Raw genomic sequence first — 24120 nt, 5'->3', positions numbered from 1 at the left:
AAAATAAAGTAAGTCTTGAGTTTTCAAGGATTTGATAGAGGCGTATAGTTAAATGATGTTAAATAAAACTATCTTCTTATTAGCATTTTGGCTTTTGTCTTGTTGTTCAAAGCATGAAGATTCATTAGAGAATAATGATCCACAGAAATATGTATTAGAAGAAGATATTGTATGGGCTTCTCCTGAAGGGTTTGATCTCACTTTAGATATTTATACACCTAGTTCCAATAAAAAATCTTATCCTGTTTTAGTTATATTTCATGGAGGAGGCTGGCTAGTTAACGATAATTCTATTATGGATCAAATGTCTCAATACCTAGCTACTAATAGTGAATATGTAATATGCAATGTGAATTATAGATTGTTATCAGATAAGGATAACACCATAACTCTAAATGAGATTGTTGAAGATGCTTTTGGGGCGCTAATTTGGATTAAGCATAATATATCAAGATATAAAGGAGATAATTCAAAAATAGCTGTTACTGGAGATAGCGCAGGAGCTCATTTATCAGCCATGATTGTAAATTCAGGAGTCAAACTTAGTTCACAAGGAAGATTTGAAAACAGTTTAAGCTTTACGCCTACTTATCTCCCAAAAGGTAAGACAGCTGAGCAAACTGGTTTAGATAATGACCTTAGTGTGCAAGCTGCCATTTTAAGCTATGGCACTTTTGATATTTATAATTCAGCTCTTGAAGGGTTTGAAACTTTTAAGAACCCTTTCTGGTTAATCTCAAAGTCTAAAGCCAGGGGTGTATTTGGAAATCAATATAATGCTACAAAAAATCCACAAATGTATAAGGCTCTTTCGCCTATCTACAATATTCCAAAGCAAGAATATATGACTCTTCCTCCTCAATTTATTCTAGTTGGATCAAAGGATAAACTAACTACCCCAGCCTCTGTAAAGGATTATCTATATAAGCTGCAATCTTTTGGACATGAAGCTCAATATTGGGAATATAAAGATAGAAATCATGCTTTTCTAGATTCAGGTTCTAACTTTTTCTTAGACTCCAGTTTTGAAGAAGATGCCCCGGAAGCAATCGAGATGATGATTAATTTCTTAGATGGCGTATTTGCCAAGGAAAAAATCTAATAATAAATTAAGGTCGTGATTTCTTGCTTTTATAGGATGGAAGTTAAAAATTTTAAAATATATCGTTTGTGAAGAATATGATTTATCTTAGGCGAGTGAGCAAAAGCCAAATATACCTTAGAGAAAGGAAGCTAGTTAAGGCGCCTATTATGTAAGTAAATGCAGCTGCATTTAGAACAGATTTGCATTGCTGATGATATTCAGAAGGAATTTTTTCTTGCAAGATAGGCATGGCTTTTTTAAAGCTTGCATCAATTTCAACATCCAGTGTAATCAAGTGAATGAACACCCCTAAAAGTACTGATACTAACACTGCTATCAAACATATTTTTATCAAGCCAAAAGAGCCTGTAGCTAGAATTAAGGGTAACCCGCTGTATAGAATAACTCCACCAATTCTGGATATCCATTGAGTCTTCTCAACTATCTTTGTTCTTTTCATCAAAGGTCCGTATTGCTCTTTATGCTGAATTGCATGCCCTATTTCGTGACACACTATTGCAATCGAAGTAAGGCTTTTTTTTGCCAGCCGACCTTTTTGAACTCTCACTTTTTTTTCATTTAGGTCGTAGTGATCAATCAGCTCTGTTTCTTCAATTATGACGTCAGAAATACTATTTTCTTTTAAAATTAGTTTTCCAAATTCAGCTGCATTAAAAGGCATATTTTCAAGTTCTTTATCATTTTTTTTCATTGCGTAAGAGAGCCATATTTTAGGAAGGAAAAAAACAATAAAAAAAATAAATAAATAAAAAACCATGAGATCTACAAGAATAATTATTCCATTAAGTTCATTAATTAAGATAGAGCAAGTTATTTAATCTAATTTATCTACTCATCTAGAATAATAAGTTTAAAGCCTATGAACCTGAACCGGAAGATTTGTGATACCCCTTATGAAGCTAGACGATAAATATTCCTGTTCACCTGTTATCTCAATATGAGAAAATCTATTTAATATTTCTTCCCACAAAATTTTAAGCTGTAATTCCGCTAATCTATTTCCAAGACATCTATGAATACCAAATCCAAAGGATAAATGTTGACGAACATCTTTCCTATTTATTAGTAGATGGTTAGGATCATTAAATTTAGATATATCTCTATTTCCTGAAACATACCAGATTGCAACTTTGTCCCATTTTTTAATCTTTTTTCCTTTAATTTCTATATCTGACATTGCAGTTCTACACATGTGTGCAACTGGCGATTGCCATCTTATTATTTCAGAAACCATACCAGGAATTAGAGAGCTATTTAATTTAACTTTTTCTAATTGTTCAGGGAAAGAGCTAAAGGCACTAATGCCTCCACTCATCGAGTTCCTAGTAGTATCATTCCCGGCAACGATTAGAAGCAGTACATTTCCTAGAAATTCGTTTGGCGACATATTTTTTGTAGCATCTCCTCTGGCTAGCATGGAAATAAGATCATTTCCCCCAGAGTCATTTGCTTTTCTTTCTTCCCAGACAGAGTTGAAGTATTCAAACATTTTCCAAAGTTCTTGAAATCCCTCTTCTGGAGTTTCAAAGAAGTTAGGGTCAGAAATTCTTTCAACTGTATCGGACCAATGAACCAATTTAAGTCTATCCTCTTGCGGGACGTCAAATAAAGAAGCCAACATTCTACTTGTAAGCTCAACTGATACTTCCTGAACCCAGTTAAATGTCTTTCCATCAGGAAGATTATCAAGAATTCCACAAGTTCTAGATCTTATTAGCTCTTCAAATTTTGTTAAGTTTGCTTCAGTGAACATCGGAGCGACTTCTTTTCTTTGTTCTGTATGTTTCGGTTGGTCCTGCATAATAAACATAGGAAGATGAAAAAGTTCATCAGGAGGTTCTTGCATTGGCAGACCTCCCAATCTAATGCCGCCATTCATAATATCTGAAGAAAAGTTTCCATGATCCATGTCTATAGATTTAATATCTTCGTAAGAAGTTATAGACCAATAAGAACCAAATTGACTGTCTTCAGTTAAGTGGACGGGATCTTCATTCCTTAATCTCTCAAATACTTCTAGTTCTTGATTTCTGGCAAACCAATCAGTATTGCCTGGATTAATGTTTTCAAGTGCAATGGTTTTAGGGTCAGCATCTTCAGGCAAGCCCCATTTTTGTTTCACTTCTGCATTTGAAATATATTCAAATGTTGGATCTTTATCATTTTCTGTACTCATAAATAATCACCTAATTAGAGGAAAAAAAGAAGTATTATGCCAAGAACTAGGCAATTACTCAGCTTTTATTCATTCAAGTTATTTTACAAGCTTACTTTATAAATGAATACTGAGATTAAAGTCAGACATGTTATACATAGTAAGTAACAAAATAAGATATTAATATATTGCAATGATTTACCAAAAAAAGTTTTAAAGGAATATTAAGACCTTTATGTGGTTGCAGATACAGGTTAAAGTTCTGCATCACCCATCACTCAAATTAAAATTAAATGCAATTTACTGAACTAGGTCTTACTCAAGAGCTTTTGGAAGCAGTTAAAAATAAAGGATATTCCAAGCCTTCAGAAATTCAATTGCTAGCTATTCCTGAAATATTAAAAGGTCACGATATTTTGGGTGGAGCACAAACAGGAACCGGCAAGACCGCTGCTTTTGCATTACCCATTCTAAAAATGCTACAAGACTCAGAATCTAAAAACAGGAAAATAAGGGCTTTAATTTTAGTTCCCACGAGAGAACTGGCAGTTCAGGTAGGAGAAAGTTTTAGAGATTATGGCGATACCTTAAGATTTAAAACATCAGTTCTATATGGAGGTGTGAGCATAAATACACAAATAGCAAAGCTTAAAAAAGGTGTTGATATTGTGGTTGCTACAACTGGTAGACTTTTAGATCATTTGGACCGTCAGACTGTAAATTTGTCTGAGATAGAATTTCTTGTTTTAGATGAAGCAGACAGAATGCTTGATATGGGCTTTATTCGAGATATTAAAAAAATCTTAAAGTCTCTTCCTTCTAAAAAACAAAATCTTCTTTTTTCTGCCACCTTTCCAAAGGAAATTAGGTCCTTAGCTAATAACCTCTTAAATGCCCCAAAAAAAATACAAGTTTCTTCTGATAATCAAACTGCCGATAAGGTAACTCAAATAGTACATCCTGTGGACAAATCTAGGAAAGCAGATTTGCTTTCTCATTGCATAAAAGAAGAGGGTTGGTTTCAAGTATTGGTTTTTGTTAAAACAAAACGTGGAGCAAATAAGTTATCTCAGCAGCTAATTAAGAAACGAATAAATGCAGCTGCATTCCATGGAAATAAATCACAAGCTACAAGATCAAGGGCTCTCAGAGATTTTAAAGATTCAAAAACACAAGTATTGGTAGCTACTGACATAGCTGCAAGGGGAATTGATATTAATTTACTCCCACAGGTAGTTAATTTTGATCTACCTTATGTTCCGGAAGATTATATTCATAGAATAGGCAGGACGGCTAGAGCTGGACAAGAAGGAAAAGCCATCTCCTTAGTAAGTGCTGACGAGCATAAATTACTGCATGATATAGAGCGTTTACTCAAAGTAGCTATACCTAGGAAGGTCATTGAAGGTTTTGAACCAGATCATAATTTAAAATTTGGACCACCAAAACAAAAAAAGAAACGAAGAAATCCAAAAGGAAGTTCTGGACAAAAAAAATATTTATCTAAGAAGAGATTTTTACAAAACACAAAAGGTAAATAAAAAACTATATATTTAATTCGCCAATGCATTCATAAGTTTTATTAATAAGAGCAATGGATCGACTGTCCCCTGCAAAGTTTCCTTCCATTTTATTCATGACATAAGAGATGCCAAGATTATTTTTTGGATCTCCAAAGGCACACGAACCCCCATAGCCTGAGTGGCCAAATGTGTTTTCTTCGGGGCCATATATAATCTTATGCATATTCATTACAAAACCTGCTCCCCAGCTTGTTACCACACCTAATACTAAATCTCTTCCTTGGATTTGAGATGAAGTCATCTTAGAGATTGTGTGTTCTTGAAGAATCTTAATAGATAAGTCATTAGTTACAACTAGACTATAAAGTTTTGCTAAGTTTGAAGCATTTCCTTGTCCATTCGCAGAAGCAATCTCCGCCGCCCTCCATTCTCTAGTATTTTGAGCAGCCAATAGATTGGGTCCAAGGTCTGAAGCTTTTTGTATTTCAGTTCTTTGAACTTTTTTTTGATTGTTCCTTTCCATCGGAATCATTTCAGCTGAACGATGATCCTCTTCTTCAGGCAGTCCTATGTAAAAATCTATTCCATTTGGATTTGATATTTCTTCCTGATAATAAGTACCAAGGTTTTTACCGGTCACTCTTAATATTAATTCTGAAACCAACCACCCATATGTCATGGAGTGATAACCAGATGCAGTACCAGGTTGCCAAATAGGGGTCATATTGGCTAATTTAGAAGACATTAATTCTTGATTATAATAGTCTTCTATATTCATTGTTTCAGCCCCACATATTCCTGCTTGGTGAGATAAGAGCATTCCCACTGTAATGTTCTCTTTACCGTTGCAAGAAAATTCAGGCCAATAATGGGCAACTTTTTGATCATAGTCTAAAAGACCGCGTTCTACTGCAAGAGCACAAGTTAAGGCAGCAACCCCTTTAGTAGTTGACCAAACAGTTGCTAAAGTATTTCTTTTCCATGGTTGAGTTTTTTTTGCATCAAAATAACCACCCCAAAGATCAATTATAGGTTTTCCATCTTTATAGAGAGCAAAAGATGAACCATTTTCTTTCCCGCTTGAATGGAGATCTGTAAATAGTTCTTTTACAGGTTTAAATTGGTCGTCGCATTTACCTTCTATTTTCATCGAAACGCCTCACTTTTTTTTGATAATACTATTAAATTAGCATCGTATGACATATTTGATATAGTTAACAGATGATAAGAAGAAATATTTTTTTATTATTGAGCCTTATGTTTGCCCTTGCTCTAAGCTCTAAGAACTTAGTTATAGATGTTCGTACATTAGATGAATGGAATGAAGGTCATTTATCCTCGGCTGTAAGAATCGAATGGCAAGAGATAGCACAAATACAAGATTTAATATTAGATAGAAATCAACAAATTACTCTTTATTGTCGAAGCGGCACTCGGTCTGGAAAAGCTCTAAAGATTTTAAATAAATTAGGGTATTCAAATCTTACAAATGCCGGTGGGTTGATCGAGGCCCAAGAATTATTAGGGGATAAAATAGTTACTCATGAGCATTGATAGGAATTATTAAGCTAATTTAATGATTCTTTAGAAGGGTATTATCAATATCAGAATAAACAAAAATTTTTTTAGTTCTTACTTTAATTTCTTGAGTATCCAAAACCCTAGCCAGGTTGAGAATATTGCCCTAAATGTTTGAGTTAAAATTAAAGGTAAAGAAAGAATAAAATCAAGGTAAGGATTCCAAATCCAAACATAAAGCCAGTTAATAATAACCTTTAAAAAATTTAGATAATTATCTATAAATTCAATTTGGCTAAGGGATAGAAGGCTGAAATCTGTTGTTAAAACAATCCATGTCCCCCAAAAAACAAGTACTACCTGAAAAGGGGTAGTCCAAATACAAAATAAGGCAAAATATCTTAAAAACTTTTTCATTATTAAGCACTATTTTATCAGACACTTTTTTAAAGAATGTTATATTTATATTATTTAACAGTAGTAGATATGATTAAAGTAATAAGCCCGATGAAAAGAAGGTCAGGAATGTCTGTAAAAGACTTTAGAGAGTACTATGAAACAAGACATAAGATTATTGGTGAAAAGTATTTGCATGGTTTTGCAGTAAAATATATGAGACGTTTTACTGACCCTTTAATGGATAGATCTGGAAAATTAAGTGAAGCAGAATTTGATGTACTTCTTGAGATTTGGTATCCAGATATGGAAACGTTCAATGCTTGTAAGGAAAAACTAAGTGAACCCGATGTAATCAAAGAAATCCGAGAAGATGAAGAAAAACTTTTTGATACAAGGTATATGAGAACTTATATTGTAGATGAACATGAATCTGATCTATAAAAATATTAAGTTCTAAGAAAAACTATCTAATACAGCTTCCTTTTACAGATTGTTGACCTATGCCAAGTGATTTAATAATTGCATGATATATGTCTGTGTTGTCTAGAGTTCCAGTAAAATTTTCAGCTCCAGGCCCAAAGGCATATACAGGAACAGGAACTCCTGTATGATTTCCTTTGCCGATGTCCGTGTTATAGGAAAACTTTACTTTATTTCCTGTATAAGAAAGTCCTTCACTTTCTATTAAAAGTCCACCCGTTTCATGATCTGACGTAACTATGACTAGGGTTTCTTGATTATCTAATGCGAACTTATAAGATAAATTAATTGCATCATCAAGGTCATCCATTTCTCTTTCAAGATATTTTAAGTTATTTGTATGGCCTGACCAGTCTACTTGAGAGCCTTCGGCCATGATAAAAAAACCTTCACAACCTCTTTCCTTATGATGATCAAAACGATCCAAAGCAAATTGGAGCATTTCTGATAAAGAAGGCTCCTTGGGATGATTTGATAAGTCTTCCATATCCCTAAGATGATTATCAGCAAATAATCCAAAAACTCTCCCTTCTTTAGAGAGATCAAAATTCATTAAACCCTGTTTGGTAGTTAAGAGATTAGTAGAGGATTTAAGAGTTTCGTATAAGTCTTCCTTATCTTTTCTTACTCCTCCATTTGATTCAGTATTAAATACGTTTCTTCCACCACCTAGAAGCGTTGCCACTTTAGAACTGACTAAATCTTTAGATATTTGATCTGTGTCCCATCTAGATTCAACATGAGAGGCAAATGCTGCAGGCGTAGCATGCGTTATCTCTGAAGTTGCAATTAAAGAGCTTACAAATTTATACCGATCAAGAGTCTCTGTTAAATTCTCAAGAGAATTATTTTTTGAATCTAAACCCAAGTACCTATTTTTAGTTTTTTGACCAGTGCTATAGGCTGTTGCGGAAGATGCAGAATCAGTTATTAAAGCATCCTCAGAGTGAGTTAGTACGATACCGCTGAAAGGGAACCTATCAAAAGAAACTCTGTGATTTGGGCCTCCTTTAAGCAATCTATAAACTGAAATCTGGCTTACGCTCATTCCATCTCCAATTAAAAGAATTACATTTTTCGCAGGGTTTTTTATATCCTTTAATTCTTTTTTGGGTACTTCTATATCAAGGACTATTTTTTTGATATTAAAATCTTTTTCTAGTTTAGTTTGAAGCCCCAAAAGGTCAGAAAAGAAATGACCTCCAATTAGACCTGTCAGTAAAAGAGATAAAGGAATAAATATTTGCTTGGCATTCATATTCAGTAACTTTAGTTTTTTTATTAACTAACTCCTCATAATAATCAAATTTATATATAAATAAGAAATAATATATTAATAGGAGCTTAATCTTTAGGTGCCATCAACAGGAGAGCTTACCCTTGTCCTGTTTCTATTCTGTTCTCTTTTAAGGGCCTCTTTACTTTTCTTTTCAATAGTCTCTTTCATTCCTTTTTCATAACAGACTCTCTTAGGAAGTCTTGAACCAGCTGTTATAACCTTTTCGCAGATTAGATTTGCAGATTGATTAGATTGGACATTATTTGATGAGTTTTTATCACTCGATGCACAACTAATAGCAAAGAAGATAATCGAAATTAAAACATAATATATTTTCATGTATTTTTAGTTCCTTTTAAAAATTTACAGTATTATAAAGTAATAAACTAAAAAAAATAACTTCTAAAAATAAAACTCTCAATTGATTGATTTTTGTACAGTTAGTCCCCATATATATTTTATGAAAGAAAAATATATTCATCCCATCAGAAAGACTTCTTTGCACTTGGTTCCTAATGCAATTGAAATGCCTGATTTGCTGTCTATCAAAAAAGTAAAGGCTTATCCGCCCACTCAAAGATTCGCCAAAAAATTGGGTATTGAAATTTCTAATGTTTATGGGACTGGTAAAAATGGGTTAATAACTAAAGAAGATGTGAAGAGATATTATGATCTTAGAAAGAAATAAGATTTATCCTCCTAATTTGTATTCACCTCCTTTCTCTAGAGCAACTTGATAGTCTGACCTCGATTGATAAATAGCTAGAGTGTTTTTGAGGTTGGGAAAGTCTTTTAATTGATCTGACACATCTGCAGCTTCTAGGACAAATGAGAGCATAATATCTGTTCCTGAAAAAGTGTTTCTAAAGAAAAAATCATTTGAACCAAGTCTAGTAGATAGGTATCCAATATGATTTTGCATCTCAGAAAAAATACGATCAACCAAAGGAGCTGCCGCTGCACCTAAAACACTTGAGTACAAGAAAAGTAAAAAAGGCAGCATGGCTGAACCTTCAGCATAATGCATGAGTTCATGATATTGATAGTAATCTTTGTCATCCGGGTTAGGACTAAAGTCCTTTGGGGCATATTTATCTATTATGTAAGTGCAAATTGCTGCAGATTCCATGATCACTTCTCCGTTATCTACAATGACAGGAGATTTGCCTAATGGATGAATTTCTTTTAAAGCATCTGGAGCTAAGTTTGTTTGTGGGTCTCGAAGATGTTTTATTAACGTATAAGGAGCATTCAATTCTTCTAAAAGCCAAAGAATTCTTTGCGATCTAGAATTGTTTAGGTGGTGAACTTCAATCATTATTCAGGGTTTTTCTTTAATTGTAATACTTTTTTCTAGTCAAACAAATGTGTACTATGCTGACATGGAATCATCTACTATAACTTTAATTTTTCTTTTAGGCGGAATAACCTTTTTAGTGAACTGGTGTTTAACCATATTTAATGCTTCAAAGAGAGAACAAGATGCAGACAAAATAATCTTTAAAGATTTAATTTACTTAGGAAAACTATTAATGATAAGTATTCCAGGCGTTCTAATAGTTGGAATCGTCTTTGTGACGGCGTTGGTTGTATCGCATGGATAAGATTCATCATATCGCAGTACAGGTAGAAAACTTATCAGAATCATTGGAGTGGTATGAAAAAGAATTTGATATCAAAATCCTATACCAAGATGATAGCTGGGCAATGATCCAATTTGAAAACATGAAGCTTGCTTTAGTTCTTCCAGATAAGCATCCCGGCCATTTTGCAGTAGAATCAGACAATGCTTCAGAATATGGTAAATTAATAAAGCATCGAGATGGAACTGCATCAATTTATATTGAAGATCCTGCTGGAAATAGTATAGAAATGCTGGAGCTTCCTAAAAGTTAATCTGGCTCAGTTTCTATAGTCTAATGGTGGTTTTCTGTCTCCAAGGAGAGCTTCATATTTAAAATTCTTGCCCACATTTTCAATTAATTCAGCTTTTGCTTTTTTAACAATTTCTGGATTTAAGAAAATTTCTTGTGCCGTTTTAGATAAAACCTGCGCAGCCAGTTTAGTCCCTTTAAGGCCTATGGAAGTTCCTCCAGCAGCAACTGCCTGCCAAGAGTGTGCAGAAGTCCCTGGCACCCAGGTTGCTATCCTTGCTCCTGCCGTTGGGACTAGCCAACTAAGATCTCCTACATCGGTAGAACCATATCCATGTTTAGGTTGAAAAGTTAGAATATTTTCTTGATCACCAACTTCAGCACTTGGATTTAAGAGTGTTCTATGCAAAGTTTTAGCATATTCATTCTCTTCTTGAGAATAAGATATACCTCCTAATTCACTTAATTTATCATGCATTATTTTTTGAAGGATATTATTTGGCAATAATGAGTAATTGCCGTGCATTACTTCAAAAGTCATTGTTGTACCAGTTCCTAAAGCTGCTCCTTCTGCAGCCTTCACAACTCTATTAAAAAGTTGCTTGACCATTTGACGTTTTGGATGCCTAACATAATAATAAACTTCTGCTTCGTCAGGTATTACATTAGGGGCTAGGCCTCCTTTAGTAATGACATAATGAATTCTAGAGTCCTGAGGTACATGTTCACGCATTAGATTGACCATCATATTCATGGACTCAACTCCATCCAAAGCAGATCTACCTTTATCAGGAGCACTTGCCGCATGCGCAGAAATACCTTGAAAATTAAATTTAGCTGATTTATTGGAGTTTGAAGTTCTTGGCGAAGCATGATTTACACTTCCTGGGTGCCAGTGCAGAACTACATTAACATCATCAAACAGTCCTTCTCTTACCATGTAAACTTTACCTGAACCGCCTTCTTCAGCGGGCGTTCCATAGAATCTTATAGTTCCTTGTTTATCATTAGTTTCCAGCCATTCTTTAATGGCAACTGAAGCCCATGCTGATCCAGCTCCAAATAGGTGATGTCCGCAAGCATGTCCTGCCGTATTATTTTTATATTTTTCTTTGAAAGGGGAGGCGCTTTGTATTACTCCTGGAAGAGCATCAAACTCTCCAAGAATTGCAATAATTGGATAGCCTCTCCCATACTCAGCCGTAAATGCGGTAGGTATGTTGGCTACATTATCTTTTATTATAAAACCTTCATTAGAAAGTTCTTTTTTTAGAAGATCAGAACTTTGATACTCTTGATAGCCAACTTCTGCATAATCCCAGATTTTCATTGCCACCTCTTCAAATTGCTCTTGATGCTTAGCAATATTTTCCTCTATATTATTATCAGCAAAAGTATTTTGACTGACCATTAAGAATGAAGTTAATAAGCTTGTATAGAAAATAATTTTATTCATACTACTCCTCCTATGAACCATAATAAGTGTATCACTAAATGAAGAAACAGATTATTGCTATTGGAGGAGGTGGGTTTGGAAGAGATCCTGGTAAAAGGATTATCGAGAAATATATCTTAGAGCAATCCGAGGCGAAGAATCCAAATATATGTTTTATACCAACTGCTACAGGTGATAATGAAGCTTATAAAGTCAATTTTTATAGTGCATTTAGCCAATTAAACTGTTCCCCAGTTCACCTTGATTTTTTCAAACGGACTCCTGATCTAGAAAAGCTTATTCAGGACCAAGACATTATTTATGTGGGCGGAGGTAATACAAAAAGTATGCTTGCTGTTTGGAAGGATTGGGGTTTAGACTTAATTTTAAGAGAAGCTTATGACAGAGGAGTGATTATGTGTGGTGTCAGTGCAGGCGCTATTTGTTGGTTTCAAAAAGGAATTACTGATTCCTGGGAAGATAAATTAAATATTATGGACTGCTTGGGGTTTGTTGATGGCAATTGTTGTCCTCACTATGATGAGGAGAAAGAAAGAAGGCCTTCGCTTCACAAGTTTATTAATGGAAATAAGATGATTTCATGCTATGCAATTGATGGCGGATGTGCATTACATCTTTTAAATGGAGAAGTTCATCTTGCAGTTGGATTTGACAAGAATAAGAATTCATACAACGTTGTTAAGCAGAATAATAAAGTGGCCGAAAACCCTTTTACAAAAAAAGACATTAGTTAAAAATATTTTTTTAAATACCCCCTTCTTATTAGGGGCTAAGACCTGTTAGAATGCACTTTTCTTTGGACCGGTAGTTCAGTTTGGTTAGAACGCCGCCCTGTCACGGCGGAGGTCGCGAGTTCGAGTCTCGTCCGGTCCGCCAATGAAAATTTTTCAATCAATGGAGTATTCATTTTTTATCTGGATAAAGCTAAAAAGGTTCCTTCATTCCTTTTACTCAATTGTCGCATGAAATGAGCAAATGTTCCGCTGTCAGTTTGCACGATTCAGAAACCAGTTAAGATTTTATAGAAGATATAAAATTTCTTGCATTATAATGCGCTTTTTTTAACAAAGCGCATCTATGCTCTCTTTTACAAATTTAGCACTAAGAAGAGGTTCAAAACTTTTATTTGAAGATGTTTCTCTCACCATACATCAAGACAAGAAAGTTGGCTTTGTCGGCGCAAATGGTACGGGAAAAACTAGTTTATTTAATTTAATTTTAGGCGAGCTTGAATCTGATCAAGGAAATTTCACTTATCCTTCAACACTCCGTATTTCATACTTAGCGCAAGAACTGCCTTCAACTAATGAATTGTCATTGGACTATGTATTGGCGGGAGATCATAAACTAACGCAGGTTTCAGAAAATATCAAACAAGCGGAAGATAACAAGGAGTATGATAAATTAGGAGACCTACACGACCTATTTGAAACCTTAGATGGTTATACATCGAAGTCCAAGGCAGAACAACTAATGATAGGTTTAGGTTTCTCGGAAGATGATTTTAGTAAATCCTTGAAGGATTTTTCGGGAGGTTGGAGAGTAAGATTAAATTTAGCTAGAGCACTTATGCAGCCTTCAGATTTACTCTTATTGGACGAACCTACAAACCATTTAGACTTAGATGCAATTATTTGGTTGAGTGATTGGATAAAACGTTACCAAGGAGCCATGATACTCATTTCTCATGATCGTGATTTTTTAGATGACTGCGTGGATAGTATTATTTATCTTCACCAAATGAGGATAGAATTATTTACAGGTAATTATTCTCAATTTGAAAAATTAAAAGCGTCCAAACTGGCTGAACAAGAAAGTAATTACAAGAAGCAACAAAGAGAAGTAGCTCATATCCAAAAATTTATTAAACGATTTAAAGCCAAGGCTACTAAGGCAAGACAGGCTCAAAGTAGAATAAAAGCACTAGAGAAAATGGAATTAATTGCTCCTGCACACATTGATTCACCTTTTAGTTTTATCATCCCTGAATCTAAGAAAGTATCCAATCCATTATTAACTTTAGACAAAGCTAATCTTGGCTATTCTTTGCCTGTATTAAAAAATGTAAATATACAGTTACATCCAGGAGATAGGATAGGATTATTAGGACCTAATGGAGCAGGTAAATCAACTCTGATAAAAAGCTTGGTAGGAGAAATTTCTTTACTAAGTGGAAAAAACCCAAAGGGAACGCATCTAAAAATAGGGTATTTCTCTCAACATCAAATAGATGATCTTGATCTGGAGCAATCTGCTTATAATCATATTCAATTATTAGATAAAGCTGCTAGCGAACAAGAGATTAGGTCTTTTTTAGGAGGGTTTAATTTTAAAGGAGATAAAGTTAAAGATGCAGTTCGTCTTTTTTCTGGAGGAGAAAAGGCCAGGCTTGCCTTGGCTATGATAGCCTTTCAAAGACCTAACCTTTTACTAATGGATGAGCCTACGAATCACTTAGACATGGACATGAGGCAAGCTTTAACCCTAGCTCTTCAATCTTTTGAAGGTGCTTTATTATTAATTTCCCATGACCGTCATCTACTAGCAAATAACGTAGATAGATTTTTACTATTAGAGAGAGGCAAAGTAGAAGAATTTAAGGGCGATCTAATAGATTATGAAAAGTATGTGAGATCAGGAGATGCGTTTTCTTTAAATCAAAAGACCTCTTTAAATATTGCATCTAATGAACAAAAACCTAAAGAAGATACACGGCAACTAAAGAAAGATATTCAAGGTATAGAAAAAAGATTAAAGCGCCTTCACAAGAAGTTAAGTGAAGTAGAACTTAATCTTAGTTCCTCTGAAATTTATGCTAATGAAGATAAATCTGATTTACAGGATAATTTAAGAGCGCAGATGGAACTAAAAAATGAAATAGAAGAGACAGAAATAGAATGGCTAAATCTCAACACTAAATTAGAATCCTCTATCTGAATATTTAAAATTAAAGATAAATGACTGAATTTATAAAAGAAGAAAGTGATCTAGTAAGAGAAGAAAAGCAAATCATCTGGGAGATGTTTGTAGATTGGTACCCTTACCTAAAAAAAAATATTTCCATAGATCTTCAAGAAATAGATTTATCTAAAACTGAAAAAGAAGTTTTCGAGTTAGTTTTTGTATTAGGCTTCATTTTAAGTATTTTTGATTCCATGAAACTTCTTAGGCAAAAACAAGGTAAAAAAACTGAAATAGAAATGGGAGATATGCCTTCCGTACTTCAAGTAATCTTAAATCATAATATGGGGTATAGTTTTTCTTCTGAAAAAACTACAAGAATCATATCATTTCTTTTTTCTTCTACGTTCTTAGGGGAGGAGGAGTTTTTAGAAATTTTTAGAGTTGGAGCTATTCATTTTACTAACTGGGGAAAAATGAAAGCCAAGACCCTGTCTAATATTTCTTTAGGCATTGATCAATTAATTACGAAAGATGGTTGGCTTACTAAAACTCAACCTAAACTTAAATCTTCAAGTCTCTTAATCAGTGAAATAAACTAATTATTTTTTAGAGACTCTCATATCAAGATCTTTTCTGATTACTGAATAGGCTTTTTCATCTAATTTAAACCTACTAAATAAAATAGCACCAATCGTGTAGCAAATTAAAGGTAGCAACCCATAAAGGCTGACCATGGATATCTTAACTTCCATGGTTTGATCTTGATTAGGGATAAATCCTGCTATTTGCAATACAAAACCTGTCATTAATAACATGACACCGTAGGCGCTTTTAAAAATAAAATTCCAAGCTGCAAAATAAGTACCTTCTTTTCTTTCATAGGTTGTGTATTCATCATAGTCAATTACATCCCCTTGCACTGAAGGTCCAATAGTTCCTCCGCATCCAGACGCAAGTCCTGCAAAAAAAGCTAAAATAATTATAAGAGTAAGCCTTTCCTCCATGGAACTAATAAAAGGTAAAAAGAACATTCCTCCAAATGATGCTGCAGTGAGCATCATGCTTGATACCCAAACTTTTATTTTCCCAAAGTAAGTAGACAATGGAAGCCATAAAGGTACAGAAAGTATTGATGGGATCATGTAGGCTAGAATAATAATAGGTGCCCATGCAGGAGCTCCAACAACATATTGAGATATATATAGGGTCAAAGTAGCAATTGCAGCTGATCCAATATTTTCAATGAAAGTTACAATAATTAATAATTTTGCATGAGGGTTAAGCCAAACATCTCTAAAAGCTTTTAAGGGATTGGCTTTAACCCTTCCTTGGAATTCAGTTTTCTCGCGTAATTTAAAAACACTAAGACTGATTAGTATGGTCATTATCAGAACAGCGAATATTGCTTGATCTTTTGCAAGCTGCCTTACATCTCCATTTAAGCTGAGTTCTTCGTTAATTAATAAGTAAATGGTTCCTAGAGAAATACTCGACCCGATCGTATAACAAATATGGCGTATGCCAAATAACTTGCTTCTTTCATGATAGTCATTTGAAAGCTCTGCACCTAGGGCCATATGAGGTACAAAGAATAATGTCATTGCGGAATAAAAGGTCAATATAGATAAGGCCATCCAAAAGATTAAATATTGTCCCTGAAAATTTTCAGGAGGAGAAAAGACTGCATAAAATCCGATTGATATAGGTATACAACTAGCTAATATCCAACTGCGTCTTCGACCAAACTTATTTTTAGTTCTGTCGCTTAAATAGCCAACTAGAGGATCGGAGATAGCATCCCAAATTCTTGAAATACTAAATATTAGCCCCATAATTGCTGGAGCAATTAAAAGTACATCGGTAGAGAATTTCATCACATATAAACTGAGTAATAAATACATATATCCAGCTCCAATAGCTGGAATTCCAAAAGAAAAAATCTGTGATTTATTCATCTTAGTAGTTTAATTTATGTCTATATATTTAATAAATTATTTTTAATCAGGGTGTATTTACTCTATAGGTAACGGTACATTCACTGCGTAAAAATTTAGCTTCATCATTCCTGATAACTTCGAGTATGTCTGGTTTAATAGCATGAGCCATAAAACTTTCTAAATCAGAATCATCTTTAAACCACAACTCAGTAATAACATCATACGGCTTTTCTTCTTTTTCTGATCCTAAAGAAAATTCACCAAATAATATGCTTGAAGCAGGTAAAAAAGTTCTTTCATAACGACTCAACATTGGAAAAATATTTTTTATTAGAGGGGCGTGATGAGTTTCATAATATGATGCAAAATCTTCATCTGATAATTGACTTTTTTTCTTGATCAGCGATATTAATTTAGGCATGGAGTTTTTTATTGATTCTTAAATTATAGTATTGATAATAACAAAACTTGGAGGACATTGAAGAATATAGGTAATATATGAATATGAGTATATTTCTAGTGTCAATCTTATGTCTTTTATTTCTAACTTTAGGGGTATCCATAGGTCTTTTCTTTTCACCAAAAATAATTAAAGGTACTTTCCAATCTTTATTCTCAGATACAGCTAAAGCAGTATTAGAAAATGTTGCAGAGGAAGAAGAAAAAAAAGCTATCCATAAGAATGAAAAACATGACCTAGTTATGTCTTCTAAAATGGCAGATGTCGAAAAAACAATTACAAAATCTATAAAAAATTTAGAAGAAGCTGTTTCTAAGGCGGATACAACATGGAAAACTCAGACCGAAAAACTAGATAAAGGCTTTGAAGGTTTATCTAAGTCCCATACAGCTTGGGCCGAAGCTCTTTCAAATACTAGAATTCAAGGGTCATTAGGTGAAGAGTCACTCAAAACACTTTTAAAAGATGCTGGCTTTGTAGAAGGAGTTAGTTTTGATATTCAAAGGACCTTTAAAAATCAAGAAGGGGAGCAGTTTAGGCCTGATTTTACAATTAATACCGCAGATGGTGGAATAATATTTATAGATAGCAAGGTGCCTATAAATGCATTTCAAGAAGCTATGCAAGTAGATGATGAAATAGATAAGAAAAAGCTAATGAAGAAACATGCTGAGTCTCTCTTAAGTCATGCTAAGCAGTTAGGTTCAAAGAAATATCAAGACTTGGATGGTGGTTCGCCAGACTTTACGATTATGTATCTTCATAATGTAGCTCTTTTTATTTCGGCCATTGAAGAAATACCCGATTTAGTAGAACAAGCAGCAAAGTTGAAAGTAATTATATGTCCGCCAGTTTTGGTATATGCAACTTTAAAAACAGTCATGCTTGCTATGGTTCAAAGGGATCTTGAAGATAATGCAAAAGAAGTTGCACAAGCTGGAAATGAATTGCATAAGAGATTAAAAAACTTTCTTTCAAGGTTTTCTAAGATAGAAAAAGGACTTAGTGATGCTGTTAGTGGATTTAATAGCGCAAAGTCTTCATGGGACTCTCGACTAATGCCACAAGCAAGAAAATTTGAATCTTTGATATCTCTTGATTCTAAAGATAGTATTGAGGAACTAAAGTCAGTTGAAACTCTTTCATCAGAGGAAACTCATTCTCTTGGAATGGATAAAGAAGAATAGGTTTTTTTAGCAATCTATTTCTGTAAGACTAAGTTTGATATTTTAAGAAATCTCTAGGTAAATAGGATAGTATCCTGTTTGTGATATCAAAAAGCCCGCTTTCTTCTTACGAAGATATTAAAGAGTCAGTTGTAGATTTATTGAATTCTTCTGGTAAAAAGAAGCAAGAATTTATTTTTGTCACTGGGCCAGCTGGGACAGGAAAATCAACTTTAATTGAAGACGTAAAAAAAGAAGTCACAAAAAAGAAAATAGTGGTAGCGCCTACTGGTATAGCCGCATTGAATATAGGGGGTAAAACAATTCATTCAGTTTTTCGTTTAGGTTTTGAACCTATTCCACCTGTTAAGGAGTATAAAGATCCTAGATTTAGAAAACTCATAAAGAATTTAGAGATTTTAATTATAGATGAAATATCAATGGTAAAAGCTCCAATACTTGATGCAATTTCTAGAAGCCTTCAATTACATAGAAAATCAAAAAAACCTTTTGGAGGAGTCAGCGTCTTAGTTTGCGGTGATCTTTTTCAACTTCCACCAGTCATGAATCAATATGACGAAAAGATAATTCTAGACCTCTATGAATCACCTTTCTTTTTTGATGCTGCTTGTTTTTATGAAACAAAAGATCCTAAAGTATACGAATTGACCGAATCTTTTCGACAACAGGACGACAGTAATTTTTTAGATCTATTAAATAACATTCGTTTAGGTCTCAATTTAGAAGAGACGGTAAAAATAATTAATCGAGCTTGTTTTGATCCTCAATCCGAAGAGGAGACAGCTATGACAGTTACTTCAAGAACTAGACGTTCTGAGGACTTGAATAAATATCAACTTCAACAGATAGAAAATTCGGAAAAAGTATTTAAAGCAAAAGAAAGGGGAGAATTTAAGGAAAGTGAATTGCCTGCTCCTAGGGAGTTAATTCTAAAAAAGGAGGCCCAAGTTATTTTTACCAAGAATGATTCTGAAGGAAGATGGGTTAATGGTTCAATAGGTAAAGTTTTGGATGTGTCTTCTAAGAAGCAAATTGAGGTAAAGATTCAGAATATTCCTTATAAAGTTGAAAGAGAGAAATGGGTAAAAGAAAGTTATATCTATGATGAAGTAGCTGATGAGATACATACAGAAGAAATAGCTGTCTATGAACAATTTCCATTAAAATTAGGTTGGTCAGTTACTATCCATAAATCTCAAGGGCTAACTTTAGAGAGTTGTTCAGTAGATCTAGGCAGTGGCGCTTTTGCTCCAGGGCAGGCTTATGTGGCCCTCAGTAGGTGTAAGACGCTAAGTTCTTTGCAACTTCATACTGAATTAAGAGTTTCAGATATTAAATTAGATCCGCAAGTTATAGAATTTTATAGATATCTTTCTTCTTGAAGATATATAGTAAAATAACTCTTCATAAAGATGTTTATTAGCTGGGGAGGTATTTTATGAAAGTTAGTTCCTTTTTTCCGAATCAAAAGAAATCTGTGTTTTATGCTTTATCAGCTGATGACTTAGAACTTCATTTTTCTAGGGAAGACCTCACTGAAAAGCAGTTAATAGATGACTTAGAAAATAAGAGTTTAATGTGTTGTTTGCAAGTAGCTTCTTTATATTTTGGGAAACCAAATGATCATACTTCTTTCTATGAAGCTTTTTTAAAAGATGAATGGCCAGAAGTTTTGTTTCGATACCATCATTTTTTTAAAGAAATGGGTATGCACCCTATATCTTTAGATAATTTACACTATTATCCTCAAGATTGTTTCTATCAATCTATAGAATCAGACAAAGGAGAGTCGGAACTAGTATCTATTCATCTGATCAGCGGTTCTAATCAATGTTTACATTCTGACAAAACTAAATTGAGAATAAGTCAGGAAGTAAATTCTAAAATGCGCTTTGCTGAGATAGCTAAACTAAATGATATACCGGTTCCAGAAACTGTTGTAACAGATAAGAGCTCTCTTGATAGTCAAGTCGTAAAAGAGTTTATGACTAAATATTCTCCACAAGTTATGTTAAAAGTTATGGGTTTATCCGGTGCCAGAAACGTCATATCTATTAGTTCTATAGCAGAAGCAAAATTATATTTAGATGAATATCAAGATGATTTAGAGCTAGTTCTTCAAGAGAAATTAGATACTTCCGTGTGGTCAGAAATGACTGTAGACCTTCTCATTGATGATCTAGATATCTCTATCGCTAACACTAGAAAGATACTTTTTAGTGAAGGGATATGGATCGGAAATTATCTAAATTCAAAAATATCCTTATCAGATCAACAATTAGCAGCTTTGATAAAAGTAGGAGAGTGCATGAGGGGCTTAGGTTATTCAGAAGAGGAAGGTTTAAATTGTGGAATAGATTTTTTTGTAAACGGAGATGAAATTAAAGTCATAGAAGTAAATGCCCGTTATACAGGCGGTTTATTTCCTGCTGAGATTCTAAAGAGAATAGGAGTAACGTCGACCGAAATAGGTTCTGTTGCTTTTTTTGATGTAGTTTCAAGAGAAAAATTAGGTATATATTTGGATTTTGTAGAAAGTTGTTTGCATGGCAAGTCGCCATATAATTTTTCTATAGCTCCTATGGGATTTAGTCCTCAAACAATTGAACTTGAAGGTGAAAAAGTTAATGTTTGGCAAGTAATAGTTGGAGACTTGGAGGAATTTAAATTAATCAAAGAAAGTTTTCTGGGTGAAGGAGAGATGCCTACTTGCGAAAGAATAATTGTGGAAACTATTTAATTGTTTAGAATATATCTAATCTAATTATAGAAAATAGAATTCTAAATTTATGAAATGGCATTATACAGAAGGTAAATTGCATGTAGATGTTGATGGATCTAAACATCAATTTACCCTTGAAGACATCATCAAAGAAAGTTCTGCCTACAAAGAAAGGCGAAAAAAAACAATCATAGCTTTTGTGATTAGTTTTATAAGCTTCATAAGCTTGCAGCTTGCAGGGGGCGGAGTGCCAGTTGATCAAAATCTATATTTTTATATCGGTTATTTTCTTACACCTTGTCTCTTCGGTGCAGTTATTGCTGGATTAGTCTCTTTGTATATTAAAATGACTAAAAAGGAAGTAAGTGAATTAGATACAATGTTTCAAAAAAATCTAAGTTAGAAAAAAGACCTTGTAGCACCTCCATCAACCTGGATCACTGTGCCAGTTGTGAATCCAGATCGTTCAGACGCCAAAAAAGCAATTAAAGCAGCTAACTCTTCTGGTTCACCTATCCTTTTAGCTGGTATAGAATTATTTATAGCTTGTTCTATATCATTTGGATTCTGATCTGTTGCTTGGGCCTGCTTAGCAAATATATCAACTAGTCTTTGGGTGCGAGTTTCACCAGGACAGACTGTATTTACAGTAATTCCATGTTCTGCAACTTCATCTGAAAGGGCTTTGGCCCATCCAACAGCAGCCAATCTCATGCTATTGGAAAGAAATAGTCCCGGAACTGGTGACTTTACCGATCTTGATTGGATATTGATTATTCTTCCCCAATTCTCTTTCTTCATATTTGGAAGAACTAACTTTGAAAGTGAGATTGCAGACATTAAAGTTAAGTTAAAGGTTTGTTGCCAATCTTCATCACTTAAGCTATCAAAAGATCCAGGAGGAGGTCCTCCTGCATTATTAACTAGGATCTCTATTGGACCAATTTCTTGCTCAGTTTTATTTACTAATGATTTAAGAGAATCTTTGTCATTTAGGTCTATTGCAGAGGTAATTACATCTGTTTTTACTTGAGATCTTATTTCCGATGCGGCTCTTTCTAAATTCTTACTATTTCTAGCACACATTGATATTTTACAACCTTCTTTTGCAAGTTCTAATGCAGCGGCTTTTCCCAAGCCTTCACTTGATGCACAAACTAGAGCCGTTTTATTTTTAAGTTTAAAATCCATATTATTAACTATTTTGCCTGTTGTTATTTAAAGACATTATGACTAGGATATATTAAATTAAGCCCTTTAGAAAAACCTTTATTGGAGAAATAATTGAAAACTTTTTTACTTAAGACTTTCCAGTTTTATTTAATCTTATTTGTGACGTTTAATTTAAGTGCTGGAGCTTATGAAGCAAAACAGGCTGGTATGTCTGAAGATAGACTGAAGAAAATTATCAATACATTTTCTCAGGATGTTGATAGTAAGATAATTCCAGGATTTATCTCCATGATTGTTAGAAAAGGCAAGGTGGCTCAATTTGAAGTCTATGGTTATGCAGACATGGAAAATAAGCTGCCGTTAAAAAAAGACTCTCTTTTTAGAATTTATTCTATGACAAAACCAATAACAGGAGTTGCCTTAATGGTCCTGATAGAAGATGGGAAACTAAGACTTGAAGATCCGGTAGAAAAATTTATACCTGGTTTTGCTAATACTGAAGTTTATAAAACAATTGAAGAAGGTGTGATGATTACAGAACCGTTAAATAGACCTATCACTTTGAGAGATTTAGCTACACATACATCTGGATTGAGTTATGCCATTAATAAAGTAAATCCAGTAAGTGATCTTTATAGAGCAAAGAATATTTTTCCTTATTATATGGTTGATTCTCAAGGCGTTTCATTAGGTACTAAATCTTATAAAAATATTTGCGCTTTTGCTGAGGAGCTCTCTACCCTTCCTTTAAAGCACCAGCCAGGTAGTTCTTGGACTTATAGTGTTGGAATGGATGTATTGGGCTGTGTTATAGAAATCGCCTCTGGCATGCCTTTTAACCAATTTTTGAAGACAAGAATTTTTGATCCTCTTTCTATGGATGATACCGCATTCATGGTTGGTAAAGATAAAGTTGATAGGTACACAAATCTTTATGGATATATGCCCTTAATAAATAGATTAATGCCTGGTCTTGCAGCTGCATTTCCTCCAGGAACTATAACAGGCTTGTTATCTAAAAGAGAAGTAGATCCTTATTTAATGAAACCCACAGTCTTTGATGGTGGATCAGGTTTAATTTCATCAACAGAAGATTATATGAAGTTTGCGTTAATGTTATTAAATAAAGGAAAATTAGGCAAAACAAGAATCTTAAGTAGAAAGAGTATTGAAATATTATCCTCAAACCATCTTTCAGAAACTATAACCCAAAAAGAAGGTTATCCATCTGGTAAGGGTTTTGGTATTACAGTGGGAGTGACTCTAGATCCAGCGCAAGCTGCAGAGTATGGTTCTAAAGGTAATTATTATTGGGGTGGTGCGGCGAGTACATCTTTTTGGGTTGATAATGAGGAAGAAATGGCGGCAGTATTTATGACCCAAGTATTGGCTGGCCCACCAAATCTAGGCGATAGATACAGAACTCTTGTCTATCAAGCAATAGACGACTGATCATGATTAAGAATCTTTTTAAAATTTTCATATTGTTTTTTTTCAGTTTAAATTCTTATGCTGAGAAAACTTTACTTCCTATATTCGATTATCAATCTGTATATCATCCTACTATTGGTACTAATGGGATGGTGGTTAGCCAAAGGGAATTAGCTAGTAAAATTGGTGCAGATATTCTTAAAAAGGGTGGCAATGCAGTTGATGCAGCTGTTGCTACAGCATTTGCCTTAGCTGTTGTTTTACCTCGAGCAGGTAACTTAGGTGGAGGGGGTTTTATGCTTGTCTACTTAGCTAAAGAAGATAAAACAATAGCTATTGATTATAGAGAAAAAGCTCCTTTGAGAGCTACGAGAGATTTATTCTTAGACTCTGCAGGAAATTACGACAAGACAAAAGCAAGATTTTCGCTTCTTTCAGCTGGAGTTCCTGGAACTGTTGCTGGATTGTCTCATGCATTAGAAAAATATGGCACTATGTCTTGGAGTGAAGTGATAAC

27 protein-coding genes and 1 tRNA gene are annotated in these 24120 nt (G+C 34.0%); 17 read left to right on the top strand and 11 right to left on the bottom strand.

The window, feature by feature from the left end:
• The first annotated feature begins 52 nt into the window (after positions 1-52).
• Positions 53-1102, top strand: a complete 1050-nt coding sequence (locus tag P8J93_03785; GenBank protein ID MDG2060924.1) for an alpha/beta hydrolase — start codon at positions 53-55, stop codon at positions 1100-1102.
• 82 nt (positions 1103-1184) lie between these two features.
• Here the strand turns inward: P8J93_03785 and P8J93_03780 are convergent, their stop codons facing one another.
• Together P8J93_03780 and P8J93_03775 are read right to left on the bottom strand one after the other, a co-directional pair.
• Positions 1185-1862: a zinc metallopeptidase gene (locus P8J93_03780; GenBank protein MDG2060923.1), complete on the bottom strand. Its 678-nt coding sequence runs from the start codon at positions 1860-1862 to the stop codon at positions 1185-1187.
• 93 nt (positions 1863-1955) lie between these two features.
• Positions 1956-3281, bottom strand: a complete 1326-nt coding sequence (locus P8J93_03775; protein MDG2060922.1) for a cytochrome P450 — start codon at positions 3279-3281, stop codon at positions 1956-1958.
• Positions 3282-3553: 272 nt separating this feature from the next.
• Between P8J93_03775 and P8J93_03770 the strand changes: the two genes are divergently transcribed.
• A complete protein-coding gene (locus tag P8J93_03770; GenBank protein MDG2060921.1) occupies positions 3554-4801 on the top strand; it encodes a DEAD/DEAH box helicase in 1248 nt (415 codons plus the stop codon).
• Positions 4802-4805: 4 nt separating this feature from the next.
• On the opposite strand, the gene P8J93_03765 is transcribed toward P8J93_03770, so the two are convergent.
• Positions 4806-5933, bottom strand: a complete 1128-nt coding sequence (locus P8J93_03765) for a serine hydrolase (protein ID MDG2060920.1) — start codon at positions 5931-5933, stop codon at positions 4806-4808.
• 71 nt (positions 5934-6004) lie between these two features.
• Here P8J93_03765 and P8J93_03760 point away from each other — a divergent pair, with 71 nt between their 5' ends.
• Entirely contained in the window at positions 6005-6337 is a 333-nt protein-coding gene (locus P8J93_03760) for a rhodanese-like domain-containing protein (GenBank protein MDG2060919.1), read from the top strand.
• Positions 6338-6415: 78 nt separating this feature from the next.
• Here the strand turns inward: P8J93_03760 and P8J93_03755 are convergent, their stop codons facing one another.
• Entirely contained in the window at positions 6416-6718 is a 303-nt protein-coding gene (locus P8J93_03755; protein MDG2060918.1) for a hypothetical protein, read from the bottom strand.
• 69 nt (positions 6719-6787) lie between these two features.
• Between P8J93_03755 and P8J93_03750 the strand changes: the two genes are divergently transcribed.
• The gene (locus tag P8J93_03750; GenBank protein ID MDG2060917.1) at positions 6788-7141 is read left to right on the top strand and encodes an EthD domain-containing protein; all 354 of its coding nucleotides are present in this window, start codon (positions 6788-6790) and stop codon (positions 7139-7141) included.
• Positions 7142-7163: 22 nt separating this feature from the next.
• Here the strand turns inward: P8J93_03750 and P8J93_03745 are convergent, their stop codons facing one another.
• Both P8J93_03745 and P8J93_03740 read right to left on the bottom strand, forming a co-directional pair.
• Positions 7164-8438, bottom strand: a complete 1275-nt coding sequence (locus P8J93_03745) for an alkaline phosphatase (protein ID MDG2060916.1) — start codon at positions 8436-8438, stop codon at positions 7164-7166.
• A gap of 93 nt (positions 8439-8531) precedes the next feature.
• Positions 8532-8798, bottom strand: a complete 267-nt coding sequence (locus P8J93_03740; protein ID MDG2060915.1) for a hypothetical protein — start codon at positions 8796-8798, stop codon at positions 8532-8534.
• Positions 8799-8919: 121 nt separating this feature from the next.
• On the opposite strand from P8J93_03740, the gene P8J93_03735 reads away from it, so the two are divergent.
• Complete coding sequence (locus P8J93_03735; protein MDG2060914.1) at positions 8920-9147, top strand: E3 binding domain-containing protein; 228 nt, start codon at positions 8920-8922, stop codon at positions 9145-9147.
• Between the two features lie 3 nt (positions 9148-9150).
• Here the strand turns inward: P8J93_03735 and P8J93_03730 are convergent, their stop codons facing one another.
• Positions 9151-9777 carry a glutathione S-transferase gene (locus P8J93_03730; GenBank protein MDG2060913.1) on the bottom strand — a complete coding sequence of 209 codons (627 nt, stop codon included), beginning with the start codon at positions 9775-9777 and terminating at the stop codon, positions 9151-9153.
• 64 nt (positions 9778-9841) lie between these two features.
• Here P8J93_03730 and P8J93_03725 point away from each other — a divergent pair, with 64 nt between their 5' ends.
• On the top strand, positions 9842-10063 hold the full coding sequence (locus tag P8J93_03725; protein MDG2060912.1) for a hypothetical protein: 222 nt from the start codon (positions 9842-9844) through the stop codon (positions 10061-10063).
• Complete coding sequence (locus P8J93_03720; protein MDG2060911.1) at positions 10056-10355, top strand: VOC family protein; 300 nt, start codon at positions 10056-10058, stop codon at positions 10353-10355. The genes P8J93_03725 and P8J93_03720 overlap by 8 nt, the downstream gene beginning before the upstream one ends.
• A 6-nt stretch (positions 10356-10361) precedes the next feature.
• Here P8J93_03720 and P8J93_03715 read toward each other — a convergent pair whose 3' ends face one another.
• Positions 10362-11789, bottom strand: coding sequence for an amidohydrolase (locus P8J93_03715; protein ID MDG2060910.1), 1428 nt, complete (start codon positions 11787-11789; stop codon positions 10362-10364).
• A gap of 38 nt (positions 11790-11827) precedes the next feature.
• Here P8J93_03715 and P8J93_03710 point away from each other — a divergent pair, with 38 nt between their 5' ends.
• From P8J93_03710 to P8J93_03695, 4 genes are all read left to right on the top strand, one after another.
• Complete coding sequence (locus P8J93_03710; GenBank protein ID MDG2060909.1) at positions 11828-12523, top strand: peptidase E; 696 nt, start codon at positions 11828-11830, stop codon at positions 12521-12523.
• Between the two features lie 64 nt (positions 12524-12587).
• Positions 12588-12665: transfer RNA gene (locus P8J93_03705), tRNA-Asp, on the top strand.
• A 201-nt stretch (positions 12666-12866) separates the two neighbouring features.
• Positions 12867-14726 (top strand): ATP-binding cassette domain-containing protein, encoded by a 1860-nt coding sequence (locus P8J93_03700; GenBank protein ID MDG2060908.1) that lies wholly within the window; start codon positions 12867-12869, stop codon positions 14724-14726.
• A gap of 20 nt (positions 14727-14746) precedes the next feature.
• Complete coding sequence (locus P8J93_03695; protein MDG2060907.1) at positions 14747-15292, top strand: hypothetical protein; 546 nt, start codon at positions 14747-14749, stop codon at positions 15290-15292.
• Here the strand turns inward: P8J93_03695 and P8J93_03690 are convergent, their stop codons facing one another.
• Complete coding sequence (locus P8J93_03690; GenBank protein ID MDG2060906.1) at positions 15293-16648, bottom strand: MFS transporter; 1356 nt, start codon at positions 16646-16648, stop codon at positions 15293-15295.
• Positions 16649-16694: 46 nt separating this feature from the next.
• Positions 16695-17051: an EthD domain-containing protein gene (locus P8J93_03685; protein MDG2060905.1), complete on the bottom strand. Its 357-nt coding sequence runs from the start codon at positions 17049-17051 to the stop codon at positions 16695-16697.
• 83 nt (positions 17052-17134) lie between these two features.
• Between P8J93_03685 and P8J93_03680 the strand changes: the two genes are divergently transcribed.
• The 4 genes from P8J93_03680 to P8J93_03665 all read left to right on the top strand — a co-directional run bounded on the left by P8J93_03680 (position 17135) and on the right by P8J93_03665 (position 21402).
• A complete protein-coding gene (locus tag P8J93_03680; protein ID MDG2060904.1) occupies positions 17135-18277 on the top strand; it encodes a DNA recombination protein RmuC in 1143 nt (380 codons plus the stop codon).
• A gap of 80 nt (positions 18278-18357) precedes the next feature.
• Complete coding sequence (locus P8J93_03675) at positions 18358-19659, top strand: AAA family ATPase (GenBank protein ID MDG2060903.1); 1302 nt, start codon at positions 18358-18360, stop codon at positions 19657-19659.
• Positions 19660-19715: 56 nt separating this feature from the next.
• A complete protein-coding gene (locus tag P8J93_03670; GenBank protein MDG2060902.1) occupies positions 19716-21017 on the top strand; it encodes an ATP-grasp domain-containing protein in 1302 nt (433 codons plus the stop codon).
• A gap of 49 nt (positions 21018-21066) precedes the next feature.
• Positions 21067-21402, top strand: coding sequence for a hypothetical protein (locus P8J93_03665; protein MDG2060901.1), 336 nt, complete (start codon positions 21067-21069; stop codon positions 21400-21402).
• Here P8J93_03665 and P8J93_03660 read toward each other — a convergent pair.
• Positions 21399-22190 carry an SDR family oxidoreductase gene (locus P8J93_03660; protein ID MDG2060900.1) on the bottom strand — a complete coding sequence of 264 codons (792 nt, stop codon included), beginning with the start codon at positions 22188-22190 and terminating at the stop codon, positions 21399-21401. The genes P8J93_03665 and P8J93_03660 overlap by 4 nt on opposite strands.
• 141 nt (positions 22191-22331) lie before the next feature.
• Here P8J93_03660 and P8J93_03655 point away from each other — a divergent pair, with 141 nt between their 5' ends.
• Together P8J93_03655 and P8J93_03650 are read left to right on the top strand one after the other, a co-directional pair.
• Positions 22332-23624: a serine hydrolase gene (locus P8J93_03655; GenBank protein ID MDG2060899.1), complete on the top strand. Its 1293-nt coding sequence runs from the start codon at positions 22332-22334 to the stop codon at positions 23622-23624.
• Between the two features lie 2 nt (positions 23625-23626).
• Positions 23627-24120, top strand: a 494-nt coding sequence (locus P8J93_03650) for a gamma-glutamyltransferase (GenBank protein ID MDG2060898.1), incomplete at its 3' end; no start/stop codon positions are given.

This window comes from SAR86 cluster bacterium (assembly GCA_029268615.1).
Classification (GTDB): Bacteria; Pseudomonadota; Gammaproteobacteria; order Magnimaribacterales; family Magnimaribacteraceae; genus JAQWNM01.
Note: the sequence above shows the minus strand (reverse complement) of the source record. Positions and strands in the feature narration are given on the sequence as shown.